Below are 21,522 nucleotides of genomic sequence, written 5' to 3' on the forward strand. Positions count from 1 at the left end.
CCGTGGCCATGGCACGATTTTCAGCTGATCTGGATCTCTGTCACCGGCGCCGCTGGCCAGGCAAGCCGGTCCGCCTGCTCTCCGGTTTCTGGCTGCTGTTGAGTTCGCGGGGTTTGTGGTTGCTGCTGGTGCATCGCCTCTCCCACTGGTGGGTCAGCCGCTGGACCGGCCCATCGCGGGGCAGCTGGCACCTGCGACTGATCGGTATTCCGCTGAGCAGTCTGGAGTGGCTGGTCAAGGTATTTACCAAGAGCGATATCCTCGGGCGCAGCGATATTGAAGGCGGCGTGTGCATGCCTGATCAGGGCTGCCTGATCTTTGGCGCGAAGAAAATGGGTACTGGTACGGTCATCGGCCCGCGCACGACCATCGGCATGAGCCTTGCGGACGGTGGGCTGCCCGAGATCGGCCGCAACGTCTGGATAGGTGCGGACTGCGTGGTCTACGGATCGCTGACCATCGGCGATGGCGCCACCCTGCTGCCCGGTACTGCACTCACCAGGAGCATACCTGCCGGCGTCGTCATGCAGGGCAATCCGGCGCGCATGGCACTGCGCGATTTTGACAACACCGCGTTACGCGAACAGCCGGACCTGGACGCGGATGCATACGTCGCGGCCGTGCGGGGCAACTGATTGTTTGCGCATATTCGCGCTGATGTACTGCGCTTTCATCGCGCCGACACCACACCTGGTGTCCGCGACTTGCTGCGACTCGCGGGCGACAACTTCGGCCTTCAGGCCTTGTTCGTCTACCGTTTCGGGCGCTGGCTCGCCAGCTTGCGTCAGCATCTGCCCGGCTGGCTTCTTGCCGCCTGTCTCTATCCGGCATACTGGCTGCTGGTGGCATTTATTCGCCTTGCCTATGGGATCCGTCTGGAACAAAGCGCTGACATCGGCCCCGGCCTTTATGTCGGCCATTTTGGCCGGATCCGGGTGGCACGCTGTCAGATCGGACCAGGTTGCGCGATCCAGCAGCACGTCAGTATCGGGCCCGAGGCAGACGGACCCGGGCCGGTAATCGGGACGGGGGTCTGGATCGGTGCACACGCAACGATAACCGCCAGCGTGCACATCGGTGATGGCGCCACAATCGCCGCTGGCGCGATGGTAAATCAGGACATTCCGCCGCGTTGCCTGGTACTCGGCAATCCCGGGCGCATCATCCAGCGCGACTACGACAACAGCACGTTTCTCTGATCAACCGATACCGGCCCGGCGCTCCACAACGGAAATCCACTCCGGCATCGCGAGCTCCGTACCCGCTGGCAGCAGCCACCGACCCTCCTCCACCAGACCAAACCCGGCATTGGCAAACACGCTCGCCGACGGCTCATTGCGCCCACTGGGAACAAAGTGGCCGATGAGCGGCCGCCCGGCACACAGCCGGACGATATAAGCCAGCATCACCTGCTCCATTCCAAAACCCATCGCCCGACAACTCATGACGAAGCTCTCGATCAACACCTCTGCTTCCCCAAGACGCAGGACTGCCACGCACACCAGTCCCAGCGCGCCAAACTTGTCCGACAGGTCACCGACGACAAGCCGCGCGTCATCACTTCGAAGCAAGCCGTCGAGTTCATGCTTCCCGTACCTGATGGTGGTCGTATTGAACTGGTTCGTCCTCTGTACCAGCTCTGCGACCCGGTCGAGATCTGTTTTTCTTGCCGGACCGATCGTCGCCTTCAGTTCGAGGGTGCGCATCAGTGCCGGGTAGTCGGCCCCCGAGCGAACCGTCTGCTGCCGGCTGGCCTGCTGGCGATAGAGCTGTTTGCGATGGCGCGCCTCCTCTGTCTCCCTTGTATTCGGCATGAATAACAGCCGTCCCAGAGCCACCCAGGCAGACGGTGCCGTGGCATCAAGTACGGGGATCTGGGGTAACTGCTGCCTGAGCAGCTCACGTTCAGCCGGGTTGTCGTCCAGCAACAGGAATGAATCGATGCCCAGGTTGAGGTCCGCCGCGATCTCCCGCGCTGACTGCGCCTTCAGGTTCCAGTTGATTTTCAGGGCAACGAAATCATCCGCAGCCAGCAACATCTCGTCCCAGCGGACGTTCTTCTCGTCATTCTTGCTGACCGCGGCAAGGAGGATGCCCTGTTCCGACAGCTTCTTGAGCAGCAACTGACGGTCGCGATGATGTTCCACCGGACCATCAGCCATGACGCCGGTCCAGAGGGTGTTGTCGAAGTCGACCAGGATCAGCTTGGTTTTCGCGAGCCGCGCCAGGTCGCTGACAATTGCGGAATACTCGATTGATGCCAGCCGCTCAAAGTCGATCAGATGAAACTGGGCGTGGCGGAACATGCGCTGCGGAAACAGAACCCTGGACGCGCTGCGCAGTCCTCGTGGTTCCGTCAGGGCATTTTCGTCGATCAGGAAACAGTTGTCGGTTGCGGCCGCGATGCGGCTGATCCCGGTATTGACCAGATGCAGCGCATCCCGCTGCGCCCGCGTCAATGGCGACAGACCGGGCAGGCGCGAACGCCATCGACTCAAGGGCAGGCCGGATGCGTTGTGCAGCAACAGCGGCACATCGGTAAGTTCGCGGATCTGGCTGACATGGCTGGCAACATACTGCGTAATCGCTTCCACCAGCGCGCGCTTCTCCTCCGCCGAGTGCTTGCCTGCGTCCTCCATCAGCGAGCGATAGAGCGGGATTCCCTTGTAGGTCAGATAACTCGCAGCAATGATGTCGACCTTGCTGGTTCTGATCGCAGCCGCTATGCCATCCTGGTCGATATCGGCACCCATCAGCGCCGACAGGTAGTAGTAGCGCACATCCAGGTCAATTCCCTGTCTGGCCATCTCGCCAATCAGGAACACCTGGATACCCGCCATCACACAGTCGCCAACCATCAGCATCCGGAGGGTGGTTCGGTCAGCTGCGGGTGGTGCGCACAAAGGCCGGTGCAATTCAGTCAGCCAGTCTGCAAATGGCTGACGAACCTCGCCGGACACCCGGCTGAGCAGCGCCCGCTCATGCGCCGGCACCAGTGACGCAAAGTAGGCCTGCAGCGCTTCCTGGCCCTCACGGTGAGGTGCATAGCGCCGCCACTCGAACAGGTATTGCTCGCGGAACAGTTGCTCACCGGTGCGCGCATACTGGACCAGCAGGCCGAGCATGGGGAGGAGAAATTCCCGGGTTATTGCCGCCTGTTGCGGACTGGCCGAAAACTCACCGGGAAAGGCCGCCAGGATGGCCGGCGAGAACCAGTCGGCATACCAGTCCGTAACGATCTGCTGACGGTTGCGCCAAAGTTCGCCGGCGAGCTTGTGAAGGTTGATCGACGCACTCATAAACCACAGCGAGGGTACCGCGAATTACGGTATTTCCTTGGGCTGGGCAATATATCACGCGACCAGATGCGACAAGTGTGACCGCGTCGAAGCGCAAGACATCAGTCTTGCACGCCGCTCTCCGTTACAATCCCGCCGGTGAGCGACGACGTATACCGATCATTGCGCTGGATGACTGCGGCCCGGGCTTTTGCGCAGATCGTCTCCTGGATATCGACCATCGTCGTGATGCGGCTGCTCGCTCCCGCAGACTATGGTCTGGTGGCGATGGCCACACTCTTTACCGGATACCTGCTGTTCCTCGGTGACCTCGGGCTGGGCACGGCCCTGATCAGCCGCCGCGAAGCCGACCCGCTGGTGCTTCGCGCTGCCTATGGTGCGTCGATGCTGGCGGGCATCGTCCTCTGCGGACTGATGGCGGGCCTGGCGCCACTGGTTGCCGGCTACTTCCGGAATGACGCGCTCATCCCCCTGGTGCAGGCCAGTGCCCTGCTCTTCCTGGCAATTGGCATCTCTACCGTCCCGCGCGCCCTGCTCGCCATCGACATGCGGTTCCGGGAAATCTCCCTCGCGGGCATGACCTCCTCGCTGATCTCCACGATCACGACGCTGTATCTCGCCTGGGCCGGGTACGGCGCCTGGGCGCTGATTCTCGGCAATCTGGCGGGCAGCTTTGCCCGAGCGCTGCAGATGCAGCTTTACGTAGGCGGCATACCGCGGCCGGTGCTCGCACTTGAACCGCTGCGCGGCTTGTTTCGACTGTCCGGCTTTCTGCTCGCCAACATGACGGTCTGGTACTGGTACACGCAGATTGATGCCTTGATCGTCGGACGAAGACTCGGCGATGCGAGCCTCGGCCTGCTGACCGTCGGCAAGGAACTGGCCTTCATGCCGGTTTCAAAAGTTGTAGAGATCACCAACCAGGTCGCGCTTCCCGCCTTCGCTCGCCTGCAGGATGCACCTGCACAGGTGGCTGACGGCTATGGCAAGTCCCTGCGTCTGTCATCCATCGTGAGCTTCCCGGTACTCTGGGGCCTTGCGCTCACCGCGCAAGACCTGGTGACCGTCGTGCTGGGCGGCAAATGGCAAGCTGCCGTGCTGGTGATACAGATACTGGCCGCCGTCATGCCCCTGCGGCTGACCGGCGCCTTTGCCGCCACCGTACTGCAGGGTATCGGTCGCCCCGAACAGACCTTCTATTACAACCTGAAGACCCTGGTCTTGTCGGCAATCATGTTGCTGGTGAGTACGCGCTGGGGGCTGCCGGGAGTTGCCATCGCATGGGCCATCTCTATTCCGCTCGGCTTTCTGCTTGGCCTGAATGCGGTTGCCAGCTGCATACCGGTCAACCGCTCGCAAATCCTGCGCGAACTGGTCATCGCAGCGCTGCCGGCTTTCGTCATGGGACTTGCGGTACTTGGCTGCCAGGCGCTTTTGCCTGACGCATCTGCCACCTTGCGTCTCGCGATCAGCATCAGCAGCGGTGTGCTGGTCTGGCTGATCGCCGCACGCCTGTTGACACCGGCGCCGTGGCGCGAACTGATACAGGTTGGCGGAAAACTGCTGGGGCTGCGCAAGTCCTGATCTATCCCCGGCGATGCAGGGAATGGTGGACTCTGACCCGAGTGCCTATATGAGCTGATTGATCAGGCGTTGATATTCATCGAGCGTTGCGCTCAGCGAGTAGCGCTGCTGTACAGCCTGCAGGCCACGCTCACCCAGCTCACTGGCCAATCCGGGATTGCCGAGGACCGACGTTATCGCGCCGGCCAGGGCGGCCGGATCGCCGCCGGGCACACTGAGACCACAGCGGGCATCATCAAGCAGACGTGTCGAGCCCTCGTTGGCTGTGGCAACTATCGGCACACCACAGGCCATTGCCTCAAGAAACGACAGGGGCAGACCTTCGGATGAGGCCGCCGACACCAGCAGATCCAGGCTGCTGTAGTGCGCAGCATCGGCAGTATGAAAGCCCAGAAAGTGCCAGTGACGCTGCAGCCCCAACTGATCGCGCAACCGCTCCAGTTCACGCTGATAGGCTGGATCACCCTCACCGGCAACCACAAAGTGCACATTGCCCTGAGCTTTCACCACCAGGGCCGCGGCCTGCAACATCAGCTCATAACCTTTTACCGGATGCAGGTTGCCTACCGCCCCAACGACAACGGCATCTGCAGGCAGTCCCGGCACATTGCGCAGCGCTGCGCCTGCCACCGGCTGAAATGCAGCCGTATCCACGCCATTTGCGATGACCCGTACCCGGTCGGCCTGCAGACCCCAGGCAACCAGCGCCTCCTTGACACCGGCCGATACCGCAACGACATGCACGTGCCCCAGGCCCAGCAACCAGCGCTTGAGGGCACTCATCCTGCCGGGCGCTTCGAAGTCCAGGGCGCCATGAAAGACGGCAATCACCGGTCGGCGCAGGAGCAGACCGGTCAATGCAGCATAAGCAGCTGAACCGAGCAGGTGGACGACCATGATATTCGCGCGCGATTGCCGCATAAGGCCCACGAGGGTCGCCAGCAACCGGCTACTGAAAGAACCTCGTGAAGCAACAAAACGCACTTCAGAGCGAAGCCCGGTGAGCTGCTCCGCAATCCAGCCCGGACCCGGCAATGCGGTCAGGGCGTTTTCGTCACGCTGATCAAAATAACGGACCATCTGGCAAAAGACGGTCTCGGCGCCGCCCGTTCCCGCGACATCGATCAGATGGAAGATCCGCGGCGGAGGACCGGCCACGCCGCGCGTCACGGCTGGCAACCGCAGAAAGGCTGCGACGAACTGTAGGATTCAGCTGCGTACTTGGCCGCTTCATTCTCGGGGCGACGCGAGCGGCACAGCATCGCATCGCTGATTCGGCGGAACCAGGGATAGTCCTGCAGGTGCACGGCTGCATTGCCACGATTGGCGTCAATCAGGATTGTCACGTCACCATGCGCGGCATCGCCGACGACGTGCCAGCCTATTGCGGGGATAGCGAGCGAAAAATCACCTCGCTCGACGGGCAACGGCTCGCCGGTGGTCTGCCACAGTGCTGCATCCGAAGGCAGCGAGAATGCCGCGACCAGCGAACGCAAGGACCACAGGCAACTGGCCGGACCGGAGTAGGAGTCAAGGATTCGCGGCTCGGCACCGCAATAGCCCTGGGTCATCGTCCCGTCGACAACCGCGCCATTGCGCACCAGGAAGCTCCAGGTCAGATCCATGGCCCGGCGTGCCTCACCCGCCGAAACACTGCCCGTATCATCCTGTGCCGCCATCAGCAGCGGCACCGGCGCAGCAGCGCGATAGCAGATACTCCGCCCCATCGCGGGGATCCCGTTCGGCCCGAAAAAATACTTGTACTTCGCGGCGAACGCCGCCAGCGCACCGACCAGAAACTCGTGATCCCACTGTGGGGAAATCTCGCGAATCCAGTACAGCGGATAGTGCATGCCCCAGGCATTGTAGTAATCGACGTGGCCGGCCGGTCCATCGCGAAACCAGCCTTCACCGGCATAGAAGGACTTGAAACGGGCATACCTGCGCTGCGCCTCTTCAAGATCAGCCGGCATACCCAGATCCTGCAGTACGACGTTCACCTGCACGACGAACAGATGCCAGTTGTTGTCGACCGTCTGTTTGCCATTCACGCCGTACAGCCAGCCTGCAACCTGTTGCCGCTCGGCGGGGGAGAAGTCTGCCCACACGGCAGCACGCGACAACCAGAGTGCCAGGGCGATATCCGCCGCCTCGACAATCCGCGATGGGTCGATCACACCCCAATAATCGGGCGAGCGCGGATCCGTGCCGTGCAGGATTCCGGTGCGCAGCAGATCCCGGACATCAACAGCGGCACCCGACGACAGGCTGATATGAGCTTCGCGGCCACCGTGCAACCAGCCGGCCAATAGTGGCGCAATCCGCGAAAACCCCTCGAGACGGGCAAGGCTGCGGTCGCGGACAGCACCTTCACCCATGGGCCAGCCGGGATAGGCCGCTCCCGCACCCCCGCTGTCGCGATAGGTCACAAAACCTTCAACGAAATAGCTGAACAGACCGGCGTAGTCTGCCTCGGTCAGCCCTGCGGCGGGACTGCCGAACGGTGCCAGGCGGGGATCATCGGCCGGGGCCGGAAAATCACCGGCCCCGAACAGGCAGTCACGGATTCTCCATACCCCGAAACCGGTCAGCAATACCGCAGCAACCACCACCAGCAACAGCGCCCGACGCACGTTCATGCCAGACGGCGCGCCGCAATGTGAGCGCTCTGCGGACTACGAAACACCTTGCAACGTCGGCGGATTTGGCCTGACAACCGAAGCGTCAGAATCGCTGCCGATCTGCGCAACACCGGTCGTCCAGCAACCCTGGTCAACTGCCGATCCGGACGAAACGCCGCCGATACGGCCGGCGCCGATACACGGTGATCCGGCCTGCAGCTTGTAGTTGGCCGGCGTATTGGCACCGCGCGACACGAAGAGCGGGTCACTTGCCGCACTGTGTGCCTCGGCACCCCCGGCTGCCGACATCGCACTGCGCCAGGTTGCCAGACTCGTGTACATGTTCGACGCCCAGTTCCGGAACTGGCCGCCGTAGCAGTTGTAATCCAGCACGCCAAACTGTGCCGGATTGTTGTTCCGGTCGGTGATACCGATACCCAGCCAGCCGGTGCTTGCATTCGTATCGACATAGACGATGTTGTTGTACAGGCGCACCAGCCCGTTACTTGCTGATCGCAGATAGAACCCACCCGCATCATTCAGGGAACGGTTCGCATACGCCGTATTGTTGTAGATATACAGGTTGTGTGTCGTAGCCTGATCAACTTCAGCATCGTAGTACTGTGTCACGTTGTAGAAGAAGTTGTTGTGCACATAGGTCGAAAGCCCGCTTGTATTGGCATTGCCACCGAGCCGGCGCGTAGCCGATACGAGGTTGTGGAAATGACAGTAGCGAACGGTCGTTCCACCCGTATAGGTCTTGGCAAACACACCTTCATTGGTGTTGTATATGGTGCAGTATTCGACCAGAAGGCCGCGCGTGCGGTAGATCTTGATACCGCTCGCATTGTAGTCCGCGTGCGGTACATAGGTACCCGTTCCCTGTGCATTGTAGATATCGTGGATTTCGCAATTCCGGACGACAATGCCACTCAAGGATGGCGAGCTGCCACCACTGTAGTCCTCGATGCGTATGCCTTCAGTGTTGTCGATGACACCGTAATTCGGTTCACGCCGCTGATCGATGTCGAAGATTTCGCAGTCTTCAACCACGACATTGCTGTTACCGATCATGATGGCCTTGCGCACCACCCGCTTGATCGTCAGGCCACGTATCGTGACGTACTGATTGAGGGTACCGATGGGCGCCGGAACATAGGTGTTGTAACCACTGCCGTTCCAGGCAGTGATGATCGCCGCGCGCGGTACCACAGACTCAACGACGGTATGCGCGGACGAACTGCCGCCGACGATATTGACCACCGGACGGAGATAGTCGCCCTCGCTGGCACCGGTCGGAGCGACATAGGTTCCGGGCAACAGGCCTATCCGCTTGCCCGAAATCGTCGAACCTTTTGATTGCAGCGCGCTCAGCGCCCAGGGACTGCCCTCGGTACCGGCATTGCTGTTCGAACCGGTCGGGGAAATGTAGTAATCAAACCCCGCCTGCTGGGCAAAAACACGTGCCGGCCGGGCAAGCAGCGCGGCGAAAGGGATAGCGAAGCCGGCCTTGACGACGCTGCGCCGGGAAACGCCGGAAAACGCGGCACCCGGCGTCGAGAAACGATTTCTCTTGCTCAAGAGGGAACTCCTTTTTTGATCAGCCGAACCCAGCCGCTTAAACAGCGCACCCAGCGGCCTGTGTCGCGGTACGGGCAGTATCCCCCGTCCCCCGGGATCCAATGCTGTGGACTATCGCACACTTCGCAACTGTCGGATCGTTATGGAACACCGTCTGGCTGTCACCAAGACGGCTCCGGAGTCTATTATGCGCCCGGTGACGGTATTTTCTCGCCAAACCCCGGCCGGGGAAAGGGTGCTTCTCCGGCAGTTGCTGGTAACTCCTCGTGCCGACGAGTTCACCACTCCCCTGCTCGGGGGCTGGAGCGCATTCGGCTCGGGAACGATGGCGCTTGCTGCAGCGCTTTTCTTCGCAGCTGACCGGCATCAACCGGGGAAGTCGGTGATCCTGCCGGCCTACTCCTGCCCGGATATCGTTGCGGCGGCACTATGCGCCGGTCTGGAACCTGCATTTGCAGATCTCGCGAAAGAGCAGACCGGAATGAATCTCGCTGCGCTGCATAGCTCACGGACTCCCGGATCATCCGTCGCCGTACTCGTGGAGCTCTTCGGCACGCGACATGAAATACCGGCGCATGGGGAAACAGCAGCGGCCTCGCGAATGACCCTGGTTCACGACCGCGCGCAGAGCCTGGCCGGACCAGGAGTGGAAGTGGACTCTGCAGCCGACCTGGTCGTCGTCAGTCGTGGCCGGGGGAAACCGGCAACATTGCTGGGTGGCGGTGCCACCTGGGCAAGGCAGGCCGACGAGTTTTCCGCATTCGCCAACGCGCGCTTCCCGGTCAGCCCCTGGAGCGCGGCGAGTACAGCCCTGCGGGCCGCCCTGTACAATCTCGCCACGCAACCGCTGGCTTTTGGAACGGTGGCACAACTGCCCTTTTTGCACATTGGCGAAACAAGGCTCAGAACGCTGCCTGCGATTACTCGCCTGCCCCGACCATGGCTCGTACACGCCGCCCGGCAGCTGCAGGCACAGCAGTCCGCATGTGCCGCGCGCCGCGCACGCACCCTCGCGATGGCCGAACTGATCCCTGCCAACAGATTCCGGATCCCGTCCGATGCCCTGCAGACAGCTGCCGATGAGGGGCTGAACAGACTGCCCGTCCTGTGCAGTGACGCGGAGCAGGCCGAGTGGCTGATCAGCCGGGGCGCAGCACTGGGCATCTCGCCCATGTACGGCAGAACCCTTCCCGAGTTCCTGGGCATGAGCGCAGCGGATGCAGCCCTGGCTTTCCCGGTTGCCTACCGCTTTTCACGGACCCTGGTGACGCTGCCAACACACGCACGCTGTGGTCCACCAACACGCCAGCGCCTTCGGGAACTGCTCCGTGACGCGCAATAGGTCCCAGGGCAACAAGCGGCTGCCGGGCACCGTGCCGGACGAGGCAGCGCTGAAAGGCATGTATCTCGCCGTTTTCGGCTACCTGTTTCTGACGTTTTCCCGCCTCCATGAATTTGTTCCGGCCCTGAAAATCATCCGGCCGCTGCAGTTTCTGACACTGATAGTCATCGTGCTGTGGTTCAAGCACCGGCCACCGATGCCAAAAAACGAACCACTCATCCGCTGGCAACTGATCTTTCTCGGCGTCATGCTGATTGGCCTGCCCGTCGTGGTGAACCACTTCTGGTGGCTGAACACGGTCGCGGACTTCGTCATGTATCTGGTTGTGTTCTCTGTCGGGCTCGTCGCCGTCTGCCGGTACGCCGTTTACCGGCAGAAAATCCTGCGTTTTCTGCTCCTTGCATTCCTTTTACTGGGCGTATGGGCTCTGACTCACAATGGCGTCGGTCCGCGGGATTGCTGGCTGGAGGACGAAAATGACATTGCCGGTGTGTTCGTCGTCGGCGCCTGCCTCGCCTATGCCATGCGCACGGAATCACCGTCACGAAAATGGCGCTGGCTCGCCATTCTGAGCGGCGGCACCTGCCTCGCCGCACTGATTGCTACGGCCTCGCGGGGCGGCTTTGTCGCGCTGGTGGTAACCGTGGCAACCATCGCCCTGTTTTCCGGCAAGTTCATCCGCACCAGCATCGTCATCATCCTGATCGGCCTCGCCGCCCTGCCCTTTGTACCCGCCTCATACATCGGAGAAGTAAGCTCCATCGAAAGTGGTGCCGAGTCATATGGCAAGACCGAGGGACAGGAGATGGAACGCATCTATACCTGGCGGCGCAGCTGGGAAATGTTTCTCGAGAATCCGGTGATCGGCGTAGGTGCCGGCAACTTCTCCTGGGCCATCAGCAAGTTCGAATCAACCTACAAGGCGCGACTGCAACGTGGAAAACGACGGGCAATCGCCGGCCGTGCTGCGCACTCGATCTACTTCACCCTGCTCCCGGAGCTGGGCGTGGCTGGCACCCTCGCCTATCTGATGATCATGATCAAGGCGGTCCGGCGTGCCCGCAATATGCTGCGTCTTCCTGCCCAGACACCGGAAGACGGCTCGATGCGCATGATTGCCCTGTTTGTCGGACCGGCAATCGTCGGCTACTCGGTCGCCGGCGTATTCATATCGGTACTCTGGTACCCGATGCTATGGCTGCTTGTAAGCCTTGCCATCGTTCTGCATCTGCCAGCCGATACGGCCTCGGACGGGCCCCAGGGGTGAAGCAGCAGCCACTGCGGATATTGCATATCGCGTCCGGCGACCTGTGGGCCGGCGCCGAGGTTGCGATCTTTCATCTGGCCTGCGGGTTGGCTGCTGATGCCGATGTGCAAATCGGGATCGCGCTGCTGAACGATGGTGAGCTCGCGGCGCGTCTGCGCAGCGTCGGCATCCCCGTACATGTCTTCGATGAGCAGCGACACGGGATCTCAAGCCTGCTCCTTCAGGTCCGCAACCTGATCCGGCGGCTCCAGCCACAGATCGTCCACACGCATCGCGGTAAGGAACACCTGCTGGGCGCGCTGGCAGCTGCGCTGGTTCCGGGATGCATATCGCTGCGCACCGTACATGGCGGCATAGAGACCCTTGCCGGACGGCGGCCCGGGTTCCGCGATGTGATCAGGCAGAAACTCGACCGGTTCGTCGCCGGATTTCAGCGTTGTGCGATCGCCGTTTCCGTGCCACTTGAAGCAGAACTCGGCAAGAGTCTGCCAGGAATGCCGATCCGCACGATCGTCAACGGCATCGACCGGAAGGCGATCCAGGCAGCGGCAGCACAGCCCTGCGGGCCTGTCACTCCAGGCCGCATCGGTATCTGCTTTTCCGGACGACTCGTCGCGGTCAAGCGCGTGGATATCTTCCTGGCCGCCGCACGCACCGTGCTCGACGCGCATCCGGGACGCTATGTTTTTTATGTCATTGGCGACGGTCCGCTGCGCGCGCAACTTGAGGCACAGGCGCAAGAACTGCAATTGGGCAGCGATTGCATGTTCACCGGCTTTCTGCCGAATGCCCTGCCCCTGTTGAACAGGATGGGGGTGCTGGTACTGACTTCCGACCATGAAGGCACGCCCATGGTCGCACTTGAAGCACTTGCCCTGGGTGTGCCCGTGGTTGCTCACGCGGTGGGTGGCCTGGTGCCGCTACTCGGTTCGGCGGCACAGGGAAAACTTGTCCGCAGCCAGGACCCAGCCGGGATCGCCAGGAGCATCATCGAAACCGCACCGCCAGACCGGCCGACGCCGGCGGAACGTCACAACCTGTTGCCGCCCGAATACCGGATAGAAAACTGTGTTGCCGCCCATCTCGCCCTGTATCGCGAGCTGCTGGCGGGGACCCCCAAACGCCGCTAACGCAAGCCTGCCACGCGCGCCAGGAAGCTCGCCCCGTCGGCCGCGATATCCTCATGAACCGACAATCGCCGCAGCAGATGGAGATCGCTCCGGGGCTGGTTCCAGCCTGGCACCGTCGTCACAGCCGCACGGTAGACGCTGCGCACGAGCGCCAGCGCCGCCGGCGAACAGTCGCCGTTCGGGTAGCAGAAAATATCCGCCGGCTGCCCGACCATCTGCTCCAGGTGGCGGCGCGATGCCCGCACCTCGTCTTCCAGCTGTACCGGCGTCAGCCCGGGCAATAGCCGCGTATGGCGTCGGCTGTGTGAACCGAACTGCACCAGCCCGGAGTCCCGCATCGCCAGGATTTCGGCCTCGTCGAGCAGATCGCGACTCCCCGCCTCAGCGACGGCCGGCACAAGGGCCTCCGCCGCATCAAGCAGGCTGATCATGGCCGCATCAGACTCGCTCTTGCAGGCGTCGATGACACGATCGATTTGCGCGATATCGGGCGTACCGGCCGGTACAAAGCCGGCGCGCACCAGCAATGCCGACAACCTGGCCGGCAGCAACGCCAGATCGCTGCTACCGAGCCTGCCCAGCAGCTGCGCCAGCCGGTTTGGCCAGAACCGGTAACTGCTGCCAATGAAGTCGGTAACCAGAAACACCGTCGCTGGCACTCCCGCCGCGGCAAGGACTGGCAGTCCATAATCGTAATTGTCACGCCAGCCATCATCGAAGGTGATGCAACAGGCGCGATCCGGCAGCGCGGCACCCGAGGCACGCAGGCTGAGCCAGTCGCCCAGCCCGATCAGCGTAAAGTGCTGCTTCAGCACGCGCAGCTGCATGGCCAGCGTATCCGGACTGACATACATGCCGGGCTGCTCGGTCAGCCGTGCGGGATGATCAGCCGGCAGAATGCGGTGGTAGGTCAGTATCGTGAGCGACGGTCGCGGCCGAGTTCGCCAGACCACGGGTGCTGCCAGACCGAGTGTGCGACGCAGAAGCCTCTTGATGCGTGTTCGGGGCATCATGACTACCAGGGCAGTTTGGGACTGATCAGCGGGCCAAGCCAGTTGGCCATAGGCAACGGCATCCGGCTCCATAGCCTGACCGCCAGCTCGAGACGGGAACGCCCGCCCTGCTGATCCGCAACCGCATCAACACCAGCCGGCGACCAGCAATGCCAGTGGAGCTGCACCGGCTTTGCACCCCACTGGCTCTTGAAGCGGTAGGTTCCCGCGTCCACGCTGCTGCGACCAAAATCGAAGGATGCGCAGCCCCGCGAGAGCGCAAGCTGCAGCAATTCCCAGTACAGGCGCATATTGATGGCCAGGCCCTTGACCTGCCCCAATGTTGCCGCCCACGGCACCTCCATGCCATCACGCCACTGCACGAGGATCGCTCCGGCGACCGGCTTGCCGGCCAGGTAGATCACGACAACCGAAACACGTGATTCCAGGGCCGCGCAGACAGCTGCGAAAAAACGCAGCGGATAGACCGGCGTACCGAGATCGCGCATCACACTGCAGAACACCGGATAGAAGTCCGCCAGCAACTCCGCACCACCGATCCGCACTTGCGGATTTTCCCGTTCAGCACGCCGGATCTGCGAGCGCAGCTTGGACCCCAGGCTCTTCTGCAGCTCTGCAATCGTATCCGGCAGTGGCAGAACCATCGACACCTTGTCGAGGCTTTGCGCCCAGCTGATCGCCGGCATTTGCCGCGCATGACGCAACAGGATGCGTGTCGCGCGACGCTCGCCGGCAAGTCGTTCAACGCCCTGCAGGAGTGCCGCAACGACCGCATCGTCGTCGGCCAGCACACCGCCATAGGTGCAAAACGGCAGCGAGCCCAGACAACGTGTCCACGGCACCAGCCGCTGCTCCACGACCGGCAGCACACCGCACAGTCGGCCATCGGCGCCACGCGCACCGAGAAAGAAGCTGCGTAAACCAAAGCTTGTCGTACCGATACGCACCGCCGCTGCCAGCTGCCATGCACTCGCATCCTTGTGGTCTGTCACATAGGCATCCCAGTCGCCAGGCGGCGTCTGCGCCGTGTCAACGGTCAGCGTGCCGGAACTCACCGCGCCGAGGGCTCCCAGGTAACGATCCGGCGACCACGCAAAAAGGCAATGCCGGCTGCCGCCAGCGCAAGATTCACCTGTACGAAGAAGTAACCGAGGCGCAGCAGCACAAAACGCTGCAGTACGGGCACCCAGTGACAGAGGGTAACCAGCACATAGCCGAGCAGCTGCACGCCAAGTGCGATGGCAAAAAACCGGCTCTGCGGTGCGAGCCAGGCCGAGCAGACCAGCAGCAGCAGCATGCACCACGGCACCAGCCAGCGCATGAGCTTGTGCCCCCACACCTGGAATGAAAACCAGCCGTAGCGAAACGGATTCAGCACCTCTCTCAGACGAGCCATGGCGGTCATGCCGCGCACCGCGGTACGAATCTTGCGCGCGTACTCCTTGCCCGGATCCTTGATGTCGCGATAGATGCCGACCATCCGCGGATCCGAGATCGCGCGGGTCCCGGCGCGCACCGCATACAGCGCACAGGCAAAGTCGCTGGGGATGCCCGCATCCCATCCGCCAAGGATCGAACGCCGAATGGCAAAAAAGGAGCCACTCAGGCCAACCAGCCCCGCCCGTGCGGATTCGAGCCGGCGCAACCACATTTCATATTTCACGTAGGCGCCTTCACCGACCACGCTGCCATCGGCGCTGACAAACCGGTCTTCACTTGATACCGCGCCAACGGACGGATCTGACAGATCCTCGACCAGCACGCGAATACTCCCGGCCGGCAGGTCCGTACCGGCATCCGAGAACACCAGTATTTCGCCTCTGGATGCCGCGATTGCCAGGCCCTGCGCAAACTCCTTGCCGCGGCGCTCATCGGAGCGCACCAGCTTCACTCCGCGCAGCGCATATTCAGCAACGATGGCATCGGAATCGTCATCAGACGCATCCGAGCAGACGATGATCTCGATATCCGGGTAGTCGAGCTCAAGCGCATTATCGAGCTTGTGACGCAGGCGCCGGCCTTCATTCCGGCAAGCGATGATCAGCGAAACCGGCGGCATGAACGCCGGGGATCCGCGTACCGGCGGACGCGCCGGAACCAGTCTCAACAACAGCGGATAAAGCGCATAGCTGTACGCGCAGCCAAAAACTGCCAGCCAGAACAGCGTGCGCAACGCGCCGTGCCTAGAACCAGGTCTGGGGGATAACGATCACGTCGCCCGGCTTGAGTAGCAGGTTCTGGTCCAGGTCACCTGAATCGAGCAGGTCGCCGACCCGGATCTTTGTCTTTGACTCCTTGCCGTTTTCAGTGCGGATCAGTACGGCGCGGTTGGGTGCCGCAAACTCGGTCAGTCCGCCGACCGCGAGCAGCGCATCGAGCACACGCAGTCCGGCATGGTAGGGCACGCCGCTCGGCCGTGTGACCTGGCCAATCACCTGCACCTGACTGAGCGCCCCGACCGCCTGACTGACGATCACACTGACTTTCGGCGTACGTATGTAAACCGCCAGAGCGGTTTCAAGGTCTGACGCCAGCTGCGCCGGCGTCTTGCCAACCGTCACGGTATCCCCGACCAGCGGCGTGGAAATCCGTCCATCCGGCCGCACCGGCACCGTCACCGACAGCTCCGGATTCTGCCAGACGAAGATCTGCAGGGTATCGCCCGGGCCGATCAGATAGTCCGCACTGACCACGGAAGCAGCCGGGGCAGGCGCTTCAGCCGAAGTCTGGGCCAGCGCCGGCTGTACGAGGAGGCTCGTGATCAGCAAGGCACAGATTGACTTGAACAGCGACATGGAAAACTCCTTCATGGGACTGAACACGGAGGTGTGCAGCATACTACTCCGAAGCGGAGAGCAGTCCTTCTGCCACCAGGCATTCGCGCATGGTACTGAAGCGAAAGTCGGCCAGCAGCTGCTCAAGGCGCGGCAGGGTACGGTGCAGATTGAGGTAGTGCCGGAACCGCGACCGCCACCCGGCATCGGCGATCCGTGGCTGCTCCGGATCAACTTCCCAGGGGTGCAGATAGAACACCACGGGCCGCCCCTGTGCCCGGACCCGACTCAGGCCCCAGCGCGTCAGGCCGTAGGGGAACAGGCGAAAATACCCGCCACCGGCCATCGGAATGTTCTGGCCAAACACCTCGACAGCAGTGAGCGGATATTCGACCAGCGTTCTGCCTTCCGGCGTCGTCAGCCGGTGCGGAACGGTCTGTGCGTCCGGAATGCCATAGCGATCATGACGCACGGGAAAAATACTCGAGTCATATTCAAAGCCCTCCTCCTTCAGGATATCGAGGGCCCACAGCGAATCGCGGGTAATCGAATAGGTTGCGGCACGATAGCCGGTAACCGCCACCTGCCCGAGGTCCTCCAGCAGCCGCTTGCTGTCGCGGGTTTCCTGGCGGAATACCGCCGGTGTCTGCGTCACGATGCGCTGATGACTCATGCCGTGGGATGCCAGCTCGTGCCCGCGGGCCACGATCGAGCGCACGAGTTCTGGATGACGTACGGCAATCCAGCCGAGAACAAAAAAGGTACCGTGGACCTGATGCCGGTCGAGCAGGTCGAGCAGCCGACCGGTATTGGCCACCACACGCGAGCCAAAGCTGTCCCAGTCCGACGGGTCGATTACCCTTGAAAACGCATCGACCTGGAAATAGTCCTCGACATCGACGGTAAATGCACAGGGTGGTGAAGTCATGCAGACCTGCTCAATTGAAACAGCGAACCCTCTTCCGGGGCCTGGCCCGATACTGTAGCTGCTTATGCCCCGTCTGCCACGCCCGATGGAGTGTGGTGTGAACTGCATCACACCGTTCGCAGCGGTGCGGGTGCAGCCGGCGAGCCTTACGCCGCATCCATTCACGGTGTCCAGATGATAGGCTAGGCGGCACAGATGGAGCACTACAGCGAATGGACTTCCAGAAGACACTTGCCCGGCTGATCGAGGATGCTCACCGCATGTGGGAGTTCCGCTGGCTGGGGCTCCTTTGCGCATGGCTGATTGCCGCCGGCGGCTGGTTCGCGGTGCAGCTCATCCCCGACAAGTACGAAGCTGCTGCCCGCGTCTACGTCAACGCGGAGGGCGTGCTGAAACCCCTGCTGCAAGGCCTGACGGTACCCACGGATCCGCTCGAACAGGTCAAGTTGATGACTCGCGCCCTGCTCAGCCGGCCGCACCTCGAGACCGTTGCCGACAAGACGGGGCTTTCCGCCCGGGCGCGAACTCCGGCAGAACGCGAATGGCTGCTGCTGAAACTGGAGGATTCCATCCTCGTGCTGCGGCCAATCCTGGCAGATGACGAGCAGGTCTACACGATTGCCTACAGCGATCACGACCCGAACATGGCCAGAGCCGTGGTGCAGACCCTGCTCGATGATCTCATCTCCGAATCCATGACCAGCGATATTGCCGACTCGGCCGAGGCCGGCGATTTCCTCCGCACGCAGATCAAGCAGTACGAAGACCGACTGACTGAAGCCGAAAACCGGCTGGCTGAATTCAAGAGGAAGAACATCGGCCTGCTGCAGGGCGAAACCGATTTCTATGCGCGCTTCGAGGCTGCCCGGGCTGAAGTCAGTACCCTGCAGTCACAGGTCAGCAGCCTGACCAACAAGCGCAATGAACTCGCCCGCCAGCTGGCCGGCGAGTCCACCGGCACAGACGGTATCGACCCGCTGCGCTCGAGTTCAGTGGATGGCCCGATCAGCAACCTGGAGGCTGAAATCGCCCAGCTGCGGCTGCGCTTCACGGACCAGCACCCGGACGTGCTGCGCGCCAAGCAGACGCTGGATGATCTGTACAAGATCCGCGAAGAAGAATTGCGCGCACGCGCTGCCGGCGGACTGGATACATCCAGGCGCAGTGTCGATCTGGTCTCACAGCGCATCAAGATCGCCCTCAGCACCACGGATGCCGACCTTGCCGCCCTGCGCTCGCAGTTGTCGCAGAAAAATGCCGAGGTCAGCTATCTGCGCGGCATGGCCAACACGATTCCGGAGGTGGAAGCGCAGCTGGCTCGCCTGAATCGCGATTACACCGTGGTAAAAACCGAATACGAAACGCTGTTGAAGCGACTCGAGTCGGCGCGGATGAACCAGGAGGTCCAGGCCGACAACAAGGACGTTACCTTCAAGGTTCTGGACCCGCCACGCACCCCGCTGCGACCGAGCAGCCCGAACCGCCTTCTCCTGAATACCCTGGTGCTTTTTGGCGCACTGGGCGGCGGACTGGCCGTGACCTTTCTGCTCGGCCAGCGGGATCCGAAGTTCTACTCCACAACCCCGCTCAACGAAGCTGCCGGCGTGCCCGTCTACGGCATGGTCAGCATCGTCGGCGATCCGGCAGCTCAGCTGCGGAACTGGCGCTTCCAGCTGACAGCAGGCGCACTGCTGTTAGCCTATATCGCGGTGCTGCTCATCAACAGGTTCTTTAGCGCATGACCATCATCGAACGCGCCATTCTGGCTGCCCGGGCCAAAGCCGCAAAAACCACGGCTTCCGAACCGGCAAAGACATCCTCAGGTACTGGCCGGGTCACGCCCTTGCCACGGCCTGCGCACGAAGCACCTGACCATGTCGTTGCTTTCCCCCGGCTGGACACCGGTGGAAGCCTGGTCACCGAAATCACCGACGCGAAGGTTTACGAGCAGTTTCGTCGCCTCAAGCGCCCTATCCTGCAGTGCGCGTTCGGGCCGCTGGCCACGCCAGGCACCCAGACGATCATGGTCACCAGCCCCCTGCAGGGTGCCGGCAAGACCTTCATCTCCAGCAACCTCGCCTATGCACTGGCGCTGGAGAAAGATCGCAACGTGCTGCTGATCGATACCGACAATGCCAACCCCACCCTGACGCGGCAGATGGGCCTGACCGGACATCCCGGCCTTTACGACCTGATCGGTACTGCCGGACTCGCGCTTGAGGAGGTGGTCTGCCGGACCGATATTCCGGGGCTCTGGGTCCTGCCGGCTGGCAAGACCGCGACAGACGCACTCGAATTGCTGAACAGCCATCGCTGCCAGGAAATATTCCGTCAGCTGGCAGATCGCGACCCCGACGGGATCATCATCCTCGACGCGCCGCCACTGCTGATCACCAACGAGGCGCCGGCAGTCACCGCCCTGGCGGGTCAGTTCCTGCTGGTCGTTGAAGCCGGCGTGACACCGAAAAGCAGCGTGACGCGCTCACTGGAAATACTCGATTTGAAAAAGCCGGTCGGCCTGGTGCTCAACAAGGCGCTCAGCCGCGGCGAGCTTGGTTCGTATTACCCGTACTCGTATCCCGCGTAGGAGCCGCTCCTACAAGCCGCTCCTGCCCCGCCCGATCCCGTAGTAGGCAAAGCCGAGCTGCTCGAGCTGGCGGGGATCGTAGAGGTTGCGGCCGTCGAAGATCACCGGGCCGGACATAGCGGCGCGGATACCCTCGAAGTCCGGACTGCGAAACTCCTGCCACTCGGTCACCACCACCAGCGCATCGGCACCGGCAAGGGTCTCGTCGGCCGAACTGCACAGCGCGAGGTCGGCGCGTTCTCCACAGATGCGACGGGTTTCTGCCATCGCCTGCGGATCATAGGCACGGACCTTTGCCCCAGCTGCCCACAACGCCTGCATCAGGACCACGCTCGCGGCCTCACGCATGTCATCCGTATTGGGCTTGAAAGCCAGGCCCCAGAGGGCGATGGTCCGGCCCTTCAACTGCCCGCCAAAATGGCCGCTGATCTTGCGAAACAGGACCTCTTTCTGCCGGTCGTTGACGCTGTTCACCGCGCGCACCAGCTCGGCGTCATAGCCGATCTCCTCGGCCGAGCGGATCAGGGCGTGTACGTCCTTCGGAAAGCAGGAGCCACCATAACCGCAGCCGGGATAGATGAATGAATAGCCGATACGCGGGTCGGAGCCGATACCGATGCGCACCTGTTCAATGTCAGCATCGTAACGCTCGGCGATATTGGCCAGCTCGTTCATCAGGCTGATCTTGGTGGCCAGCATCACGTTGGCGGCGTACTTGGTAAGCTCGGCCGAGCGCACATCCATGACGATCAGCTTGTCGTGACTGCGGCTGAAGGGCTCATAGAGGTGACGCAGCAGGTCGATGGCCCGCGGGCTGTCAGTGCCGATGATGATGCGGTCCGGCTTCATGAAATCAGCGACCGCCGCACCTTCCTTGAGAAACTCCGGATTCGAGACCACGTCGAACTCAACCCTGGCGCCACGCGCAGCCAGCGTCGCCGCGACGGACTCCCGAACCCGGTCGGCAGTGCCGACGGGGACGGTGGACTTGTCGACGATCACCTTGTAGCCGCTCATGTGCCGGCCGATGGTTTCGGCCACGGTCAACACGTGGCGCAGGTCGGCCGAACCGTCTTCATTCTTCGGCGTACCGACGGCGATGAACTGGATGTCGCCGTGGGCAACGCCCGCCGCCACATCGGTGGTGAACTGCAGTCGCCCGGCCGCGTGGCTGCGCTTTACGACATCCGCAAGACCGGGCTCGTAGATGGGGATCTCGCCACGCCCGAGCGCTGCGATCTTGGCGGCGTCGATATCGACACACAGCACCTGGTTACCGGCTTGCGCAATGCAGGCGCCCGTGACCAGACCCACGTAACCAGTGCCGTGTACGGTGATTTTCATCGTTGTTTCTCGGGACCCAGCGGGAAAACAGCAGCTAGATTAGCCGCTCAGA

The 21,522-nt window shown here is 62.3% G+C and carries 18 protein-coding genes; 8 read left to right on the plus strand and 10 right to left on the minus strand.

Annotation, left to right across the window (positions count from 1 at the left end; genetic code table 11):
• Positions 1–8: 8 nt before the first annotated feature.
• Both H6979_03825 and H6979_03830 read left to right on the plus strand, forming a co-directional pair.
• On the plus strand, positions 9–635 hold the full coding sequence (locus H6979_03825; GenBank protein MCP5138969.1) for a hypothetical protein: 627 nt from the start codon (positions 9–11) through the stop codon (positions 633–635).
• The gene (locus H6979_03830) at positions 636–1,199 is read left to right on the plus strand and encodes a serine acetyltransferase (GenBank protein MCP5138970.1); all 564 of its coding nucleotides are present in this window, start codon (positions 636–638) and stop codon (positions 1,197–1,199) included.
• Here H6979_03830 and H6979_03835 read toward each other — a convergent pair whose 3' ends face one another.
• On the minus strand, positions 1,200–3,299 hold the full coding sequence (locus tag H6979_03835) for an HAD-IIIC family phosphatase (protein MCP5138971.1): 2,100 nt from the start codon (positions 3,297–3,299) through the stop codon (positions 1,200–1,202).
• A gap of 138 nt (positions 3,300–3,437) precedes the next feature.
• Between H6979_03835 and H6979_03840 the strand changes: the two genes are divergently transcribed.
• Positions 3,438–4,883 (plus strand): lipopolysaccharide biosynthesis protein, encoded by a 1,446-nt coding sequence (locus H6979_03840; GenBank protein MCP5138972.1) that lies wholly within the window; start codon positions 3,438–3,440, stop codon positions 4,881–4,883.
• Positions 4,884–4,928: 45 nt separating this feature from the next.
• Here H6979_03840 and H6979_03845 read toward each other — a convergent pair whose 3' ends face one another.
• Genes H6979_03845 through H6979_03855 form a run of 3 tightly spaced genes read right to left on the minus strand, consistent with a single transcriptional unit; the run spans position 4,929 to position 9,085 of the window.
• Positions 4,929–6,041, minus strand: a complete 1,113-nt coding sequence (locus H6979_03845) for a glycosyltransferase family 4 protein (GenBank protein ID MCP5138973.1) — start codon at positions 6,039–6,041, stop codon at positions 4,929–4,931.
• Positions 6,042–6,049: 8 nt separating this feature from the next.
• Positions 6,050–7,522, minus strand: a complete 1,473-nt coding sequence (locus H6979_03850) for a DUF2264 domain-containing protein (GenBank protein ID MCP5138974.1) — start codon at positions 7,520–7,522, stop codon at positions 6,050–6,052.
• 36 nt (positions 7,523–7,558) lie between these two features.
• Positions 7,559–9,085 (minus strand): right-handed parallel beta-helix repeat-containing protein, encoded by a 1,527-nt coding sequence (locus H6979_03855; protein MCP5138975.1) that lies wholly within the window; start codon positions 9,083–9,085, stop codon positions 7,559–7,561.
• 187 nt (positions 9,086–9,272) lie between these two features.
• Here H6979_03855 and H6979_03860 point away from each other — a divergent pair, with 187 nt between their 5' ends.
• Genes H6979_03860 through H6979_03870 form a run of 3 tightly spaced genes read left to right on the plus strand, consistent with a single transcriptional unit; the run spans position 9,273 to position 12,824 of the window.
• The gene (locus H6979_03860; GenBank protein MCP5138976.1) at positions 9,273–10,427 is read left to right on the plus strand and encodes a DegT/DnrJ/EryC1/StrS family aminotransferase; all 1,155 of its coding nucleotides are present in this window, start codon (positions 9,273–9,275) and stop codon (positions 10,425–10,427) included.
• Positions 10,414–11,694 (plus strand): O-antigen ligase family protein, encoded by a 1,281-nt coding sequence (locus H6979_03865; GenBank protein ID MCP5138977.1) that lies wholly within the window; start codon positions 10,414–10,416, stop codon positions 11,692–11,694. Before H6979_03860 ends, H6979_03865 begins: the two co-directional genes overlap by 14 nt.
• Positions 11,691–12,824: a glycosyltransferase gene (locus H6979_03870; protein MCP5138978.1), complete on the plus strand. Its 1,134-nt coding sequence runs from the start codon at positions 11,691–11,693 to the stop codon at positions 12,822–12,824. The genes H6979_03865 and H6979_03870 overlap by 4 nt, the downstream gene beginning before the upstream one ends.
• Here the strand turns inward: H6979_03870 and H6979_03875 are convergent.
• From H6979_03875 to H6979_03895, 5 genes are read right to left on the minus strand one after another with little or no spacing between them, the layout of a single operon-like run.
• Complete coding sequence (locus H6979_03875) at positions 12,821–13,834, minus strand: polysaccharide deacetylase family protein (protein MCP5138979.1); 1,014 nt, start codon at positions 13,832–13,834, stop codon at positions 12,821–12,823. The genes H6979_03870 and H6979_03875 overlap by 4 nt on opposite strands.
• 5 nt (positions 13,835–13,839) lie before the next feature.
• The gene (locus H6979_03880) at positions 13,840–14,892 is read right to left on the minus strand and encodes a GNAT family N-acetyltransferase (GenBank protein ID MCP5138980.1); all 1,053 of its coding nucleotides are present in this window, start codon (positions 14,890–14,892) and stop codon (positions 13,840–13,842) included.
• A complete protein-coding gene (locus tag H6979_03885; GenBank protein MCP5138981.1) occupies positions 14,889–16,010 on the minus strand; it encodes a glycosyltransferase in 1,122 nt (373 codons plus the stop codon). Before H6979_03885 ends, H6979_03880 begins: the two co-directional genes overlap by 4 nt.
• A 10-nt stretch (positions 16,011–16,020) precedes the next feature.
• Positions 16,021–16,632 carry a polysaccharide biosynthesis/export family protein gene (locus H6979_03890; protein ID MCP5138982.1) on the minus strand — a complete coding sequence of 204 codons (612 nt, stop codon included), beginning with the start codon at positions 16,630–16,632 and terminating at the stop codon, positions 16,021–16,023.
• A 43-nt stretch (positions 16,633–16,675) separates the two neighbouring features.
• Positions 16,676–17,539, minus strand: coding sequence for a DUF3473 domain-containing protein (locus H6979_03895; GenBank protein MCP5138983.1), 864 nt, complete (start codon positions 17,537–17,539; stop codon positions 16,676–16,678).
• 212 nt (positions 17,540–17,751) lie between these two features.
• Here H6979_03895 and H6979_03900 point away from each other — a divergent pair, with 212 nt between their 5' ends.
• Complete coding sequence (locus H6979_03900; protein ID MCP5138984.1) at positions 17,752–19,281, plus strand: hypothetical protein; 1,530 nt, start codon at positions 17,752–17,754, stop codon at positions 19,279–19,281.
• Entirely contained in the window at positions 19,278–20,126 is an 849-nt protein-coding gene (locus H6979_03905) for an AAA family ATPase (GenBank protein ID MCP5138985.1), read from the plus strand. Before H6979_03900 ends, H6979_03905 begins: the two co-directional genes overlap by 4 nt.
• A gap of 9 nt (positions 20,127–20,135) precedes the next feature.
• Here H6979_03905 and H6979_03910 read toward each other — a convergent pair whose 3' ends face one another.
• Positions 20,136–21,470 (minus strand): UDP-glucose/GDP-mannose dehydrogenase family protein, encoded by a 1,335-nt coding sequence (locus H6979_03910; protein ID MCP5138986.1) that lies wholly within the window; start codon positions 21,468–21,470, stop codon positions 20,136–20,138.
• Between the last annotated feature and the right edge of the window lie 52 nt (positions 21,471–21,522).

It is taken from the genome of Chromatiales bacterium, from assembly GCA_024234935.1.
In the GTDB taxonomy this organism is placed as follows: domain Bacteria; phylum Pseudomonadota; class Gammaproteobacteria; order Steroidobacterales.

Excerpts from the sequence above, each read along its gene's own strand:
- H6979_03825 (MCP5138969.1), top strand. The coding sequence starts at position 9 with ATGGCACGATTTTCAGCTGATCTGGATCTCTGTCACCGGCGCCGCTGG.
- H6979_03835 (MCP5138971.1), bottom strand. The coding sequence starts at position 3,299 with ATGAGTGCGTCGATCAACCTTCACAAGCTCGCCGGCGAACTTTGGCGC.
- H6979_03850 (MCP5138974.1), bottom strand. The coding sequence starts at position 7,522 with ATGAACGTGCGTCGGGCGCTGTTGCTGGTGGTGGTTGCTGCGGTATTG.
- H6979_03860 (MCP5138976.1), top strand. The coding sequence starts at position 9,273 with ATGCGCCCGGTGACGGTATTTTCTCGCCAAACCCCGGCCGGGGAAAGG.
- H6979_03875 (MCP5138979.1), bottom strand. The coding sequence starts at position 13,834 with ATGCCCCGAACACGCATCAAGAGGCTTCTGCGTCGCACACTCGGTCTG.
- H6979_03890 (MCP5138982.1), bottom strand. The coding sequence starts at position 16,632 with ATGTCGCTGTTCAAGTCAATCTGTGCCTTGCTGATCACGAGCCTCCTC.
- H6979_03895 (MCP5138983.1), bottom strand. The coding sequence starts at position 17,539 with ATGACTTCACCACCCTGTGCATTTACCGTCGATGTCGAGGACTATTTC.
- H6979_03900 (MCP5138984.1), top strand. The coding sequence starts at position 17,752 with ATGGACTTCCAGAAGACACTTGCCCGGCTGATCGAGGATGCTCACCGC.
- H6979_03905 (MCP5138985.1), top strand. The coding sequence starts at position 19,278 with ATGACCATCATCGAACGCGCCATTCTGGCTGCCCGGGCCAAAGCCGCA.
- H6979_03910 (MCP5138986.1), bottom strand. The coding sequence starts at position 21,470 with ATGAAAATCACCGTACACGGCACTGGTTACGTGGGTCTGGTCACGGGC.